This window comes from Streptococcus koreensis (assembly GCF_003627135.1).
Taxonomy (GTDB): Bacteria; Bacillota; Bacilli; order Lactobacillales; family Streptococcaceae; genus Streptococcus; species Streptococcus ilei.
Genome location: NZ_CP032620.1, coordinates 833,521 through 847,739, shown reverse-complemented (window position 1 = coordinate 847,739; position 14,219 = coordinate 833,521). Strand labels below are relative to the sequence as shown.

Genomic DNA, 14,219 nt, shown 5'->3' with positions numbered 1-14,219 from the left:
GGCCTAGAAACTTCGGGCTACGGTCTGCGCCTGACCTGCGGTCAGGCTTGCCCTTGCCCTTGTCCTAGCCCATGATGAACAATCGTCGCTTCAACTGCTTTTGGATAAGACCTGCGTCCTCCCTCTTCAAATTGAGCAAGGATTTCAAGAAGAAGTTTTTCTTGAAAAGGATCCACTAGAATAGCGGATACAGTCCGTTCAAAGATGATCCCTTGTTCTGTTAAGAGATAGATAATCTTGCGTAAGGTTGGCATTTTAAGATTTTGTTCGTCCGCAAATTCCTTGAGTGGTCGCTTGTTTGGTTCGTTTTCTACAACCTTCTCTTTCTCTATAGGATCAATTGTTTCAACTGGTGGTTTGTATTCTTCAAATACTGAAAAATCTTCTCCTTCAAACTCCATAATAGGAATTTTAGAGTAGGCATCGTAGAAGGAAAAGCCTTGATCAAGCGGTACATAGGGAGAGAAAAACTCACCAGCCAGCTCACCGTTGTTTGCGATATAGCCCCGTCCTTTGACTTTCACTCCGTTAATCTCATCTAGCTTTTTAAACTCTTTTGTTTTATTAGCATCTCCAAACATCATGTCATATCCTGTTGATTCTAAATGACCGACGGAGAGACGCTTCATAAAGTTATCCCGAAGAGCAGTTTTGATAAATTCCCCATCGGGCCGTTGCATAGCAAAGATAATAAAGACTCCAGCTTGACGACCTTCTAGAACTAACTGTGAGAGATATTCCATGAGTTCTGACTGTTGGCTATAGTCACGATCAATCTTTGCCATGAGAGCTGCCCACTCGTCGACCAGAATAAATTTTGGTTTCATGTCATAGTGAGTAAAGTTCTTTCCAGCTTGGAATTTTTGTGAAGTAGACATCAATTCATAGCGTTTTTCCATGAACTCTACATTCTCTTTAAAACAGTTGATGATATCTTCCTTACTGGTATAGACTCGACTATGGAAGACTGGTATTTTCTTTAATCCAGCCAGGTCCGAATTCTTTGGATCGCAGATATCGACAAATCCGATTTTAGCTAGAGCGTAGATAATGGTCATGAGAACAACGGTTTTTCCTCCACCTGTTCCACCGCCAATGAGAAGATGAGGTTCTTCAATATAATCCCAAGATACATCTTTCATTAGCTGGAGTTTGGATCCCTTGACTTTTACTTCATCAATTGTGATTCGGCTATCAATTCGGTTAATAGCAATTTCATATTTGATAAAACGGTTATCAAAGGTTTTATTACGAAAGTCCCCGTTAAACATGACTTCAAGCGTAGCTCCCAGATTTAAAAAGCGATCTTGGAACTTATTGCCTTCTAGAATGAAGCTCACTTCAATCTTGTAGCGAGACTGTTTGATATACACTTGAGGCAAGGTGATTTTTTCAATGATCTTGTTTTCACGTCTGACCTTTTTAACTAGATAAAGGTTATTCTCGAGCAAAAAGCGAGAAAGAATTCGAAGACTATTAAGTTTTTGAAAAAAGAGCATCTTCCTGTAGCAAACTCGATTAATAAACCAAGAGAGAAGCAAAGAAAAGAGAAATCCAGCTCCTAGAAAATATCCTTGAGGTAAGGGATGAACTTTTAATTCTTCTATATGTAAGTAGCTGTAGTAACTAATAGCCAACAAAAAAGGAAACCACCAGATAAACCATGTGATTCCCTTTAGTTTACGATGAAAAACACGAACTCTTTTTCCCCGATAGGTAAAGAGTTTCATCCTATATCACCTCCTAGTTTTCCTTCTTATTTTCTACCGGTTTGTTTTCTTTAGTCGGTGCGACTCCAGTTTTTTTCTTGATTTTAGAAGCAAAGAGCTTATAGATATCATTGCGATTGACATGGGTATGCGTGATAACAATATCTTCTAGTTCAATTTCTTCTCGGTATTTAATGCCCAGGTCTTCAATTTCAGACTCAGACATATCTGCGATAGTGAAAAATAGAGTTTCGTGCTGTACAGAAGAATGAATCCCTACGACAATTCCACGGATCTCACCTGTATTGACTTGTACAAATGAGCCATCAGGATTTCGTTGAGAGCGATCCACTTCAAAAATGATATCAGGACCTTCAATGCCTCGGAAAGTTAGTTTTCCAAGGACAGCTGGGACATCTAACCCGTCTGTAATAACACGATAAGTCTTGTCAGCAATTTGTAGTTTTTCTCCGTAGTTTAATCCAATTTTAGCCATGTGAATTTCTCCTTCTATTTCTTATTTTTTAAGTACCAATTTTTCCGCAAAGACATTGAGATAAGGTGCAACAGTATTGCCATTTAAAGCAGTGTCTGGGAAAAAGATTGGGTTGACAGTTTCTACTAGAGCATCTTCTGGGAAAACTGTTGTAGAGGCTGGTGTAATGACATGAAAGGCACCGTGCTCTGCGCTGTTTAGAATGTGACGTTGGTATTTGCCTTCTTTTCTAAAAATAGATTTAGGAGCATCTCCTAAACGTTCATAGTAAGCAGGGCCAATAAATTCTGGTTTCATTTTAAGTGTTTCTGAGATCATAAGATTTTCCTTTCTGAGTGTAAAATAAAAAGAGTTAAGCTAGTTGCTTCACTCTTGAGTAATAGTGATTAAAAATTTTGCGTTTATACATGCGACTATAAAGATCGATATCTCCATAAGCAAATCCTGTTTCTTTTGCCTTAGAGACCAAACGATCGATATCTACCAGGGCTTGACTATATAGTTTAGCTAGCAGACTTTCTGAGCTATCAAACATCTCATAAGTAAAGAGATAGTTATCATAGAGTCGTTTACATTGTAGTGCGAAAAAAGTTTGTCATATCATTCTCCTTTATTGTAATAAGTAAAAAAGCTACTAAGTGAAAAAAGGAAAGAACTTAGTAGCTTGAGAGTAAGTCTATCTTATTAGATAGACAGCAGTAAAGAAAAGTTATTTGGTTGGAAAGATCCCTCTTTCCACGGTGGCAACGTTTAGCAAGGTGCTTTGCGTCAATTACCATCGCTTTCCCAGCCAATCTCTTTAGGTAGTCATGATCATACCCAAGGGATTCTCTTACGCCCTTTGGCGAAGCCAGTTCACTTTACTATTCGGAAAAGTGCGAAAGTCCGAAATGCGTGGAAGCCCACAAGAATTGATTCTTGTTTTTTATCTTCACTTCAACCATAAAACGGACTTGACTTTTAGTATCAAAACATTTACAATAAAGGTACGAAGTTTAGTGTAGTTTGATAGTCAGTCCTCTGGTTGTCAGACGCACTTTTTATTTAATTGTCAATGATCGTGATTTAGCCTTGAAGATAAGGTTATTATTTTCAATTGCTATACAACTATCAGTTGTTGATTATATTATACAACCGTTAGTTGTAAATGTCAACGGTTTTCTGCAAAAATTTAAAATATTTTTTTGAGGTCACATATGGAATTCGCAGAACGCTTGAAAACACTAAGGAAACAAGTAAAACTAACACAGACTCAAATAGCTGAAAAACTAGATATTTCCCAACAAGCATATGCTTCATGGGAACGTGGAGCAAAAAAACCAACACAAGAAAATCTTGTTAAAATTGCACAAGTTTTAAATGTGTCCGTTGATTATTTAGTCGGGAACTCGGAAGAAAAATCAGATGAATTAGACAATATTGAATTGCTTTTTCGCATGAATTCAAAAGGATTGACCGAGGAAGAAAAGAAAGTTTTTAAAAGAGAGTTAATAGAATTTATGGAAGAGCGTAAGAAACTTTTTGATGAAAAATAAAATTTCTTTACTTTTTAGAAAGTTTTAAGAATAGATAAGTAGATCTATGCATACGGAGTAGAGAAATGAAATTTTTAAAAGAACTTAGAAAATTTAAAGTACTAACCAGAAGTTAACTCGCCAAACAATTTGGTATATCAGAACGTACAGTAGCTTGTTGGAAAAATAGGGAGACGGATATGTATCTGAGCACAGAGGTGACGTTAGTAAAATTCTATGATGTTAGTATGGATATTTTTGTAAGTAACTACAAAATATTAACTAATAATCAATTTTGGAAGTATTTTATTGAATAACTAAAGGGAAAAAATAATGGATTTTGGAAATGGGATTTTGTATATATTTATTGCATTACTAACTTTTTTAGTTGATAGTGCGATAGGATCATTGACTGATGCAGTTGAAAGCAAAGATAATTTTAAAAAAAGAATAAGAAAGTATAGTATAGCTAGCCTTATTTTCGTTTGCTTATACTTTATTATTTTTTATTTGACGACACAAACGAGCAAATTCAAATTTACTAGTGAAGATGGAGTTGCTTTACTAATAGTTTTTGTTATATCAATCTTGTATTTCTATTTAAATGCAACTGTTTCAACTTTTACAAAAAAGACTTTGGAAAAAAGACATATAGCAAAAATAAAGGCAAAAGAGGAAGCAAAGGTTAAAGCAGAAGCAAAATCGAAAAAACTAGCTGAGTCTGTAACTATAGAAAGTAATGATGAAATCAAATCCGAAGCAAAAGCTCTTATTACTAAACCTAAACCAAAAGAAACGGATAGAAGGGAGCTACTATGGGTTTACATGATCATTTTCAATTTTTTAATGATCTTTGTCATCTTTCTATTGAATTCAATTCTGCTAAGAGGAAAAAATTACATAAACGAGGATACAAGAGCGACTTTAACAATGGGAAGCAAAAAATATGAAATAGTGATTCCAAAAGATACGCTCTTTACTGTTGAATATTCTGCTCAAAATCGAAAAACTAATAATCCTATTGATGAAATCTTTAACTTTCAGGTAAGTGGCTCAGAGTATAAAATGCAAAAAGGTACATCTATTACGTTATTGGAAGATACTTTTTTACAAGCTGGACAGGAACTTTCGGTAAAATTAGTGAATAATAAAGAAGTATCTGACGTTAACTTTTATACAAACGATAAATCTGCGATAAAATTGATAAGGAAAAAAACTGTAGAATTATCCGAAGACTCAGTAGTATTACTTCACCAACAGGATTCCTACCTTGTTGTTGCTTTAGTATCTTTATATACTCAGATTATAATGCTGATTGTTTACTATCCTATTAAACATCAATATAATTTATAAAAGTAAATTTCCAGTGGACACTCGTCCACCTTTTTTATATAATTAACTCAACCTTATTGGTTTAGTTTAGTAAATAATACTTAAAGGAGGTATCATTCTGTGGATGAATTGTATACAAGAATAAGTACGTCTACAAAACATGTGTTATACCAATATATGAAAGATAATGATATTTCATTACTAAACTATAATTTCAATTACTTTTTTCAACATTGTATTGAGAAATATCAGATTCAAGTAATTAGTCACCACTTCTCGAATCACAAGATTGAGGGATTAACTGTTATTGATGAATTAGGTGTTAGTATTTCTTATGAAAAGGATAATCCAATTGTAAAACAGAATTTTACTCTGTGTCATGAACTGGGGCATTTTATACTTAAGCATGAAGGCACTTATTTTGCTGAATCTATTGATAATCAAGAGAACCTACTAGAGCGAGAAGCGAATATCTTCTCTGCTGTAGTATTAATGCCTGACATTGTTTTGTTGTCAAAGATTTATTATAGTTGCGACACCTTTCAACACATTAAAAATAGTCTGGATGTTTCAAAGCAGGCATTGTTTTTTCGCCTTTTAGATCTTCTTAGAGAGTATTATCCCGAACAAGAAAGTACCATTAAACAAGCTATCGATGCTTATATTGATGGACAAAATGCTTCTCTACTCCTTTTGTTTCACAGCATCAAAGAACAGATTATTACAGAGTTTAACGACTACCAAACTTCTCTAATTAAGAAGATAGAACTATCCATAAGCAAAAGAGGCTTCGTTACTAGTCAAGAGTACCCTGAACTTCTAAATCAAGAGAATTGGAAAACCATAAAGGATTGTCATGACAATCTAAAAGTATGGCTCGTTTATAACAAAGGAAAATCTATAGCTTATGTCTGGGATAAAAATAAGCTAACAGAAAAAGAGGCAAAACAAAAAGCTGAATTGAAATTACTATTAATGTGAGGTAAGTGATGTATCAATCAGAAAAACTAAAAATTCGTAGGAAAGAATTGAAATTAACACAAAAGGATATTGCAGATCAATTGGGTATTAGCTATCAAGCCTATTCCGCATGGGAACGTGGAGTAAAAGAACCATCTAGAGAAAAGGTAAAGCAGTTAGAGCAGATTCTAGAGGTCCCAATAGGTTATTTTACAGAGCCTGAAATCGTCCGGCTATATAATACTCTATCAGATGAAGGGAAGGGTCAAGTACTTAGCTATGTCAAAAACCTAGTTCAGAAAGAACAATGTAAGAATGTTATTTCAATATCAGAAAAACTATACGAATACCGTGTTTACGAAAAAATGTCTGCCGGTATCGGTTCATCGGTTTATAACGATCAGGGCTATGATACTGTTTATTTTGATAAAGAACTAGCTCATGATTTTGCCTCATGGATCTCTGGAGACTCGATGGAGCCCAAATATCAAGATGGCTCTGTGGCTCTCATTCGTGAGACAGGTTTTGATTATGATGGTGCAGTTTATGCCGTAATCTGCAATAGCCAGACCTACATTAAACGAGTTTATCGTGAGGAACATGGATTAAGATTAGTTTCTATCAATCCAAAGTATATAGATATTTTTCTTTCATATGATGAAGATCCGCGAATTGTGGGGATTATCGTTGGAAATTTTATACCACTGTATTGATTACATTATTTTATGATGTAGATAAAGTAGAAGAAGAAAGTTTCTCGACAGTAATTAAGTTTTTTAGAGATTAGTTTGGCTTTACATATTTACTCAAAGCTAACGCACTAAATATTGACTATAAAATTATATCAAAAACAAGCTTATAGTAGTTTATTATGCTGGAGGATTAGATAGATTAAAATGATTAACAGTTTCTAATTACTATTTTAAACATCACGAGGTATCAGGTATCAATCCTCCGGTTTAAAGAAGTGTGGATCTTTTCGGATCAGAACAAATCGCTTTATAGATGAGATGACTGAAAAATAAGTTGATTTTTTAGTACTATGTTAGACAATAAAATAGAACATTCGTGTTCTAATACCGAAATAATAAGTTCTCCATATTTAGTTAAATCTACAAATGGAATTTCTAACCAATTAAATGACGGATTTAAGCTTATTTAAACTGAATAAAAAACTTCAAAGAAAATAGAGATCATTATTATCGCTCCGATATAATTAATAGTGCATAGAGAGAATTAATTCTGATTTAATATAGCAGTATGATAGTGAAAGAATCATAGTAAAACACATGTTTTATACAAAAAAAGACCAAACTGATAGAAGAAAAAGCAGTTTGGTCTTTTTAGTTTAATAAAATTAAAGAGCTGTTTATTTTAATTGTATTGACAGGATATTAAAACAAATCACCACGTCAAAAGGAGTTGATCATTTACTTTCTTATTTTTCATTTTTTTCCCACTATTTTGTAAACGATCAATCATAGATGTACCACAATTTACAAGTAAGCTTCTTTCAAATAGTCCCTCAGGAGGGGTGATAGAAATATCCTTCTTCTTAGAGTCTCGCATACCGTTGATAGAGAGAATAACCCTTGCACCCCTACTCTTGCATTCCTCTATTTTTTTCCATAGGATATTAATGTCAAAGTCTTGAGCACCATAAATAATGCTTTGAGAATGTGTGTAAGGAGGATCGCAATAAACAACGTCTCCCAGTCCAGCACGATCCATTGACTCTGTATAACTCATGACATCAAAAGATGCTTTTTCTAATAAAGAACTCCAGAGTTCAACTCTTTTGGTGAAAGTCTCTGGCTTGATAGGGTTATGAGGGCCTCTAGGAGTGCTCATAAAACCATCAGATTTTCTAAATCTTATAACGCCAGAATAGCATGTCCTAGACAGGAGACAAAAGTCAAGTGGATTTTGCGTATTATTAAATCTGTCTCGTATTTCCAAATACTTGGTATCAGGATTATCATAGTATTCAGTTATTTCTCGTTCATAATAATCTGTAAGTTCATGTGGATTATTTTTTACTAGTGAGAAAATATCTACTAAGAAGGGGAGAATATCACTCCCATATGCATGATTAAATTTTGGAAAGAGTTCATTCTTATCTGAATTTAGTAGCTGAGCCAAAACAGCTCCACTACCTAAGAATGGCTCATAATAATTGTTGAATTCATTAGGCATATATGAGATTATCTCTTCAGCAAATCTTTGCTTGTTGCCAATCCATTTTAAAAGTGCAGGTACCATTTTTCCGTTTCTAACCTATTGTTACTTATAGTCTGTAGACTTATCGTATTCATTGGTATTATACTAGATTAGATTAGAGGTGTCAAGAATATGGTAAGTATACAAGTGAATTTTGGTGTAAAAGTAAGAGAATTGCGTCAAAAAAAATGTATGTCTCAGGAATACTTTGCAGATTTGTGTGGGCTGCATAGAACATATATAAGTGATGTAGAATTGGGAAAAAGAAATATATCTATAGAAAATATTCAAAAAGTTGCACTAGCATTAGAAATATCAATATCTGATTTATTTTACGAGGTTGAGAAGAATGAAACCATTTGACAAATACAAAAATCAAAATCTAGAGTTCTGGGCTTTCATAAAATATATATCTGAAAAACTAGGTTATAGTGAGAGAGGAAACGATTCAGTTAAATTTTATAGTTTAGATGAAATAAAAAATTTCTGTAATGAAAATAGTATCTTTTACGATGAAACTTTAGTTCAAAATGCTTTTGAATATATTGATGACAGGGCTAAACTGCTAAATAGTATTAAAGATTTATTTATGAAAGCAGAAGAGGCAGAAAAAGAATTTGAAAAACTAAAAAAGGTTTATGATGCAAATTCTTTTAGTTGTCTTTTGCCTATGAATAAACAGAGAAATGAGAAAAAAAAACCTGCATTTTTGACTTGTATGGTGAATATCTTAACTGAACAAACGCTTAGAGAATTGCTTGGGGAAACAGGGTCTCTAAATTTTGATTGTGATCCAAGAAATCTTACCTATGTTAAAGATTCTAAGAACCGATTAATAGGAGCTTCATCGAGACGCTTTGATGGAGCTTACCCGGCGACTATTTCTCCGAAAATAGTTTGGGAGATCAAAGAATATTATTACGCAACTACATTTGGAAGCCGTATTGCTGATGGTGTTTATGAGACTCAATTGGATGGTTTTGAATTTAAGCAAATTTTTGATGAAAAAGGTGTGAAGGTTCATCATATTTTATTTATAGACTCATACCATACGTGGTGGAAACAAGGTAAATCTTATTTATGTAGGCTTGTTGACGCATTAAATATTGGCCTTGTGGATGAAGTAATAATAGGTAAAGAAGTACTACAAAGATGGCCGGAATTGTTGAGTGAAATAATTCAAGATACCCCTAATTGAAAATTATAATTCTGACTTTTCCATTGATTTTACATTTTAATTTAAAATAAAAAGAGATAAGAATTTGAACTGCATCCCAAAAGTTAGACAAAAAATCTAACTTTTGAGGTGTTTTTTTGTTGCACTATATTTTACAATTTATCCAAATAAGGTAGAGTTTGAATTGAAATACTGTGCAAAATATCGCATTTGGCAAAAAGAAAAAACGCTTGAAATCAGCGTTTTTCTTATGTATTGATTCGTATTGAATGCTTACTTCACTTCTGTAAAAACAACGTTTATAAAAAATTATGCTCAAAATACTTCTTCCCTATCCATAAGTGGATAGGGTTTTTCGTTGTTCATTACACGTTCTAAACATTCAACACTAGATTGCAGATGAAACATTTCATATTTTCTATCTACTTCATCTCGAGAATTCCGTAGTCCTTCTAGATGTCGCTTTATATGCCATATCGCTCTTCTAATATTTTCTTCTTTTAAATTATTCATGAATACATTGTATAATAAAATATAATCCAATCTCTTTGATTAAACTAATTTGCATGAAATATAAACTATTTGGTTAAGAATAAGCTTAAAAGTTTTTTGAAGTAATCTATTCAGCACAAAAAAACACCTATTCAGTAAAATAGGTGTGAATGATGTTATTTATATCCATATTGTTTTAGAGCCTTTTTATACGCTTCACTATCTTTAAGATAGTAGTCATGCTTAACTCCACTAATATTAACAGAAAAGACCCCATCTTTAAATGAATATTCTTCTGTTCGACTTGCAATATTTTGTCCAGTTAATTCGATCGTATTCTTTTGTTTGTTAATAGTAAAGCCGTCAGCTTCTCCATGCTCAATGGAAGCATTATTTCCTTTAATAGTAAACGCTAACTCGTTTCTTTCACTTGAGATCCAATAATACTCACCATCTAAAGATTGGTAGTTGTTTTTAGAGCAAGCAATTAACGTAATTATTGATAATGAAAGTAGTAGTATACCTATTAATTTTCTCATAATCTGTGCCTCCTTCTATAATTTTAATTATACCAAAATAATATTACAAGAGTATGTCAGTGTCTGTTATAACGGAAAAATGAAGAAATGTCTATTATAACCTCAAATAACTATTCAGAATATAATTTTTTACTGAATATAATTAAGAAAAAACTAATCACGGTACTACCCTGGAACGTTATTTAGTTACCCTGTTTGAAGATTATAATTTCAAGCAAAGTCAACGAATCCATAATGGGTTTGGCTAATGTTCTGACACACTTGAAAGCTTATTTGATTAAAACTCCATAACTCTACTAGGGTGTTTACACAAAATTATTGACAGTATCAAATAAAATCAGATAGATTGAACTAAATGATTACCCAGAAGTAACTTTCATAATTCTTTTCACACTATCATCTTTGTCAACTAGAAAGCAATCTGGAAAAGTCATCTGCTTCCATTTTTTATAATCAAAATTTGGATCAAAATGATTGATTAAGATTCCTAGCAAATTTCCATGAGAACTTAGTAAAATAGTTTTATCTGAATACCTTTCTTCTAAATCCTGCAATAAATCTAAGATTCTCATTAATGCTTCTTGATTAGACTCACCTCCAATAAGTGATTTATATGGATTTTGCCATAAATATTGAATCGTTTCTTCAAACTCAGAATCTTCAATAAATCTTGAGGATAATTTTCTTTCACGCAAACGATCATCAAGCACTATCTTATCAAATTGTACAGGAGAACTATTTACTGTCTCAAAAGCTCGCTTATAAGGACTAGAAAAATAGTAATCAATATTAAAAGAATTCAAAAACTCCAACTGCTTAAGAGATGAAAATCCTTTTTCCGATAAAGTTCTATTAAAATCATCACTCGAAAATCTCGAATGGGCATGTCTAAGTAAAATATAAGAATTGTTCATAAATTATAATTACGCTGAAAATACATATAAGGAGGAAAGTTGTTTTATAAGCTCATATTATCTTACTTAACTATTAATTGTCAAGTAGATTCATTCATTTTACTCACACAAAAACCCCACCCAATGGGCAGGTTTTATCTGTTTTATTCAGCTTAATTTGACTATTAGCTTATATTGATAGTTAGATTTTTATTCAGAGCAAGTGCAATTTTGCTCATTGTTTCAATGCTTGTGTTATTTCCACGTTCAATGCGAGCAATGGTAGACTGTGGGACATGAGATAGGGAAGCTAGCTCTCTTTGGGTGAGACCTGCTGTTTGTCGTGCGTCATAAACTGCAATAGCACTTTCCAAAATAGCTTTTTCAGTTAAAAAGCCTTCTTTAAAATTATTGTCTGCTAGTTCGTTTTCTAAAAAATCATCAAATTTAATTGTGGTCATGGTTGTTGTCCTCAAATTCTTTCTTTAAATCCTTAGCGTGTTTTATCTCACTCTGGGGTGTTTTTTGTGTTTTTTTGGTAAAGCCATGGGTGATGATATAGCGTTCATTGATAACATGAAAATAAAGTGCCCTTTGAATGTTAGAAGCAACCTTTGAGCGGATTTCAAAGATGTCGTCATCTAGCTTTTTCACCCATTCCATACGTTGAGCAACTAAAAGACCATGCTCTTGTATAGTGGCGATAGTTGCCAGTAATTTTTGTTTGTCTTTAATTGGTATAGTTTGTAAAAATTCTAGGAACTCGGTGTGTCCATTTAACCGAGTATAAAATTCAAATTTTGGCTTTTTCATTGTACCTCCATGATAGCATATATTGTTCTTTTCTTCAAGAATAATGGTGTGAACTTTATCCAAATGCTATGCTACAATCATATAGTAATTATGTATTTTTTATTCTTAATCTTAGTTTTGGTTGTGAAAATAGTAGTAAATTTATTCCATCTGTTGACGGTTGAGATAAACTCTAAGTGACATTTATGTATGCCAAAGGAACACTTTGGGTATTTCTTGTAATTTTAGATTAATTTCTATATTAGGATAGTGTTGTATCATGTTGTTAAAAAATTGAAAAGATAAATATCATAGATTCGATTTGGTATAATAGTAATTGAAATTGATGTGCAGTAATTTTTGTTTAACTTGAGAATTGTTTTATAAGTTAGAATGGGATCATAATGTCGAAAATCACATTTCATGATAAAAACATGATAAAAAAATTTTTTAATGAGGGTGGATATGTTCTAGATTTTTCAAATCGTACTTTTGATAAATTTACTTATCACTCCATTGGTGTAAAAATTCAGGAAAAGTACGGTTTATCAAAAGGAAAGTCATTTGAAGCATATATAGATGAAGCTCTTGATAACGATATTATTAAGTTGGTAAGGGATTTACTAACTTATTATGATGACCTTCCAGATAGTAGTTCTGAAAAGACTGATATTAAGAATAAACAAGCAGAGAAGTTAAAAGAAAAGCTAAATTCCTATGCCCATATGGGGAAAGAAATAATAAAAACTGACGAGTCCTTTCTCACTAAAGGTGGCTTTGCTGAAATTTATTTACAAAATCATTCTCAACGGATTGTGAAAAAGTTGAAAAATGAATATAAACAGAACTCTGCTCTAAAAAGTCGCTTTAAAAGAGAGTTTGAAATTATGCAGTCTCTATCGCAAATAAATGGGATTATTAAAGTTTATGAATTCGATGAGTCAGAGTTTAGCTATACGATGGAGAAAGCTGATTTTACTTTAAATGATTATATTGTAAATAATGAATTAAAATTAAACCAAATATTTAATCTGTTGTTTCAAATATTGACAATAATGGCTGATGTTCATTCTCGAGGTATCTATCATAGAGATTTGAGTCCAAGCAATATTTTTCTATGTGATGGGCTTATAAAGATATCTGATTTTGGATTGGCTAAAGATTCTACTGTCAATCATTCTCATTTGACTATGAATACAAATAATTATGGGCAGTTTTATTATTGTGCGCCAGAACAGATAACTGGTCTAAAAAATGCAACTAAAATGAGTGATGTCTATTCATTAGGAAAGGTGGTTAATTTTTGTTTAACTGGAAACCCAACTAACGAAAAACATGTTCTACGAACTTTTGTTCAAAAAGCCACCTCTTATCAACCAGAATTAAGGTTTAGAGATGCAGGGGAAATGCTTGAACAACTAAGTTATCACCTGCGAATTTTTCATCAAAAGGATTCAAAGCAGAAAATATTAAAAAAAATTCAACAGAGAGAATATGATGAAACAATAACGATATATCTTAATAATATTTCGAATGTGGATTTGTGCCGGGAACTTATTGACATAGGAGAGAATTACAAATTGGCTTGCATTAAATTTATGAAAATAAGCCCAGAAAATGCACTATTCTTGATTCAAAAACTTTTTCCATCATTAAAAGAAGTTGCAACCTCTTTTTCTTCAAATGATATTTTTGCATCTCTTGCATTTGATGTATTAAAAGATGAGCATTTTGATTACTTGAGTAAAGAAATGGCTGCAAGGATGTTATATTATGTAGCTCGGGAAGTAAATCGTTTCTATGCCCAGAGGCTTATAGAGGACTTGAAACATAGTTCTATCGAACCAATGTTAGAAAATATTTTAGATGGTGAGTAGTTATGGATACTGTCAATAATTATGTGTAAACACTCAAAAAGAGGCATTTAAGCCTCTTTTACTCTCCTTCAAACACTCTGTCACTGTCCATTTACTGTCCAATATAATGTAATATTATTGAATATCGTTAATTTTTTTGAACTCTAAAGCCTTTAAAATCAAGATTTCTAATGATATCAAGACCTAAAGAATCTTAAATTAAGTCTTGCATGTTCATC

At 32.5% G+C, this 14,219-nt stretch carries 15 protein-coding genes; 7 read left to right on the top strand and 8 right to left on the bottom strand.

Going from position 1 to position 14,219, the window contains the following annotated elements; all coding sequences use genetic code 11:
• Positions 1 to 41: 41 nt before the first annotated feature.
• From D7D50_RS04340 to D7D50_RS04330, 3 genes are read right to left on the bottom strand one after another with little or no spacing between them, the layout of a single operon-like run.
• Entirely contained in the window at positions 42 to 1,730 is a 1,689-nt protein-coding gene (locus tag D7D50_RS04340) for an FtsK/SpoIIIE domain-containing protein (protein WP_120701574.1), read from the bottom strand.
• A gap of 13 nt (positions 1,731 to 1,743) precedes the next feature.
• Entirely contained in the window at positions 1,744 to 2,205 is a 462-nt protein-coding gene (locus D7D50_RS04335) for a conjugal transfer protein (RefSeq protein ID WP_120701573.1), read from the bottom strand.
• 21 nt (positions 2,206 to 2,226) lie between these two features.
• Entirely contained in the window at positions 2,227 to 2,523 is a 297-nt protein-coding gene (locus D7D50_RS04330; RefSeq protein WP_120701572.1) for a cytoplasmic protein, read from the bottom strand.
• A gap of 878 nt (positions 2,524 to 3,401) precedes the next feature.
• Between D7D50_RS04330 and D7D50_RS04320 the strand changes: the two genes are divergently transcribed.
• The 4 genes from D7D50_RS04320 to D7D50_RS04305 all read left to right on the top strand — a co-directional run bounded on the left by D7D50_RS04320 (position 3,402) and on the right by D7D50_RS04305 (position 6,724).
• Positions 3,402 to 3,740: a helix-turn-helix domain-containing protein gene (locus D7D50_RS04320; protein WP_120701570.1), complete on the top strand. Its 339-nt coding sequence runs from the start codon at positions 3,402 to 3,404 to the stop codon at positions 3,738 to 3,740.
• Positions 3,741 to 4,052: 312 nt separating this feature from the next.
• Positions 4,053 to 5,072 (top strand): hypothetical protein, encoded by a 1,020-nt coding sequence (locus tag D7D50_RS04315; protein ID WP_120701569.1) that lies wholly within the window; start codon positions 4,053 to 4,055, stop codon positions 5,070 to 5,072.
• A gap of 99 nt (positions 5,073 to 5,171) precedes the next feature.
• Entirely contained in the window at positions 5,172 to 6,032 is an 861-nt protein-coding gene (locus D7D50_RS04310) for an ImmA/IrrE family metallo-endopeptidase (protein ID WP_120701568.1), read from the top strand.
• 8 nt (positions 6,033 to 6,040) lie between these two features.
• Positions 6,041 to 6,724 carry a helix-turn-helix domain-containing protein gene (locus tag D7D50_RS04305; protein WP_120701567.1) on the top strand — a complete coding sequence of 228 codons (684 nt, stop codon included), beginning with the start codon at positions 6,041 to 6,043 and terminating at the stop codon, positions 6,722 to 6,724.
• A gap of 691 nt (positions 6,725 to 7,415) precedes the next feature.
• On the opposite strand, the gene D7D50_RS04300 is transcribed toward D7D50_RS04305, so the two are convergent.
• Positions 7,416 to 8,273, bottom strand: coding sequence for a Dam family site-specific DNA-(adenine-N6)-methyltransferase (locus D7D50_RS04300; RefSeq protein ID WP_120701566.1), 858 nt, complete (start codon positions 8,271 to 8,273; stop codon positions 7,416 to 7,418).
• 90 nt (positions 8,274 to 8,363) lie between these two features.
• Here D7D50_RS04300 and D7D50_RS04295 point away from each other — a divergent pair, with 90 nt between their 5' ends.
• Both D7D50_RS04295 and D7D50_RS04290 read left to right on the top strand, forming a co-directional pair.
• Positions 8,364 to 8,594 carry a helix-turn-helix domain-containing protein gene (locus D7D50_RS04295; RefSeq protein WP_120701565.1) on the top strand — a complete coding sequence of 77 codons (231 nt, stop codon included), beginning with the start codon at positions 8,364 to 8,366 and terminating at the stop codon, positions 8,592 to 8,594.
• On the top strand, positions 8,581 to 9,429 hold the full coding sequence (locus D7D50_RS04290) for a DUF7687 domain-containing protein (protein WP_227877761.1): 849 nt from the start codon (positions 8,581 to 8,583) through the stop codon (positions 9,427 to 9,429). The genes D7D50_RS04295 and D7D50_RS04290 overlap by 14 nt, the downstream gene beginning before the upstream one ends.
• A gap of 647 nt (positions 9,430 to 10,076) precedes the next feature.
• Here D7D50_RS04290 and D7D50_RS04280 read toward each other — a convergent pair.
• From D7D50_RS04280 to D7D50_RS04265, 4 genes are all read right to left on the bottom strand, one after another.
• Positions 10,077 to 10,439 (bottom strand): hypothetical protein, encoded by a 363-nt coding sequence (locus D7D50_RS04280; protein ID WP_120701563.1) that lies wholly within the window; start codon positions 10,437 to 10,439, stop codon positions 10,077 to 10,079.
• A 359-nt stretch (positions 10,440 to 10,798) separates the two neighbouring features.
• Entirely contained in the window at positions 10,799 to 11,353 is a 555-nt protein-coding gene (locus tag D7D50_RS04275) for a histidine phosphatase family protein (RefSeq protein ID WP_120701562.1), read from the bottom strand.
• A gap of 164 nt (positions 11,354 to 11,517) precedes the next feature.
• Positions 11,518 to 11,793 (bottom strand): helix-turn-helix domain-containing protein, encoded by a 276-nt coding sequence (locus tag D7D50_RS04270; protein WP_075565654.1) that lies wholly within the window; start codon positions 11,791 to 11,793, stop codon positions 11,518 to 11,520.
• Entirely contained in the window at positions 11,780 to 12,145 is a 366-nt protein-coding gene (locus D7D50_RS04265) for a type II toxin-antitoxin system RelE/ParE family toxin (protein ID WP_061597416.1), read from the bottom strand. The genes D7D50_RS04270 and D7D50_RS04265 overlap by 14 nt, the downstream gene beginning before the upstream one ends.
• Positions 12,146 to 12,558: 413 nt before the next feature.
• Between D7D50_RS04265 and D7D50_RS04260 the strand changes: the two genes are divergently transcribed.
• A complete protein-coding gene (locus D7D50_RS04260) occupies positions 12,559 to 14,001 on the top strand; it encodes a serine/threonine-protein kinase (protein ID WP_227877760.1) in 1,443 nt (480 codons plus the stop codon).
• Positions 14,002 to 14,219 lie beyond the last annotated feature (218 nt).

Coding starts and splice junctions, on each gene's coding strand:
- D7D50_RS04315 (WP_120701569.1), top strand. CDS start 4,053: ATGGATTTTGGAAATGGGATTTTGTATATATTTATTGCATTACTAACT.
- D7D50_RS04295 (WP_120701565.1), top strand. CDS start 8,364: ATGGTAAGTATACAAGTGAATTTTGGTGTAAAAGTAAGAGAATTGCGT.
- D7D50_RS04260 (WP_227877760.1), top strand. CDS start 12,559: ATGATAAAAAAATTTTTTAATGAGGGTGGATATGTTCTAGATTTTTCA.
- D7D50_RS04270 (WP_075565654.1), bottom strand. CDS start 11,793: ATGACCACAATTAAATTTGATGATTTTTTAGAAAACGAACTAGCAGAC.
- D7D50_RS04340 (WP_120701574.1), bottom strand. CDS start 1,730: ATGAAACTCTTTACCTATCGGGGAAAAAGAGTTCGTGTTTTTCATCGT.
- D7D50_RS04320 (WP_120701570.1), top strand. CDS start 3,402: ATGGAATTCGCAGAACGCTTGAAAACACTAAGGAAACAAGTAAAACTA.
- D7D50_RS04280 (WP_120701563.1), bottom strand. CDS start 10,439: ATGAGAAAATTAATAGGTATACTACTACTTTCATTATCAATAATTACG.
- D7D50_RS04300 (WP_120701566.1), bottom strand. CDS start 8,273: ATGGTACCTGCACTTTTAAAATGGATTGGCAACAAGCAAAGATTTGCT.
- D7D50_RS04305 (WP_120701567.1), top strand. CDS start 6,041: ATGTATCAATCAGAAAAACTAAAAATTCGTAGGAAAGAATTGAAATTA.
- D7D50_RS04265 (WP_061597416.1), bottom strand. CDS start 12,145: ATGAAAAAGCCAAAATTTGAATTTTATACTCGGTTAAATGGACACACC.
- D7D50_RS04335 (WP_120701573.1), bottom strand. CDS start 2,205: ATGGCTAAAATTGGATTAAACTACGGAGAAAAACTACAAATTGCTGAC.
- D7D50_RS04290 (WP_227877761.1), top strand. CDS start 8,581: ATGAAACCATTTGACAAATACAAAAATCAAAATCTAGAGTTCTGGGCT.
- D7D50_RS04330 (WP_120701572.1), bottom strand. CDS start 2,523: ATGATCTCAGAAACACTTAAAATGAAACCAGAATTTATTGGCCCTGCT.
- D7D50_RS04275 (WP_120701562.1), bottom strand. CDS start 11,353: ATGAACAATTCTTATATTTTACTTAGACATGCCCATTCGAGATTTTCG.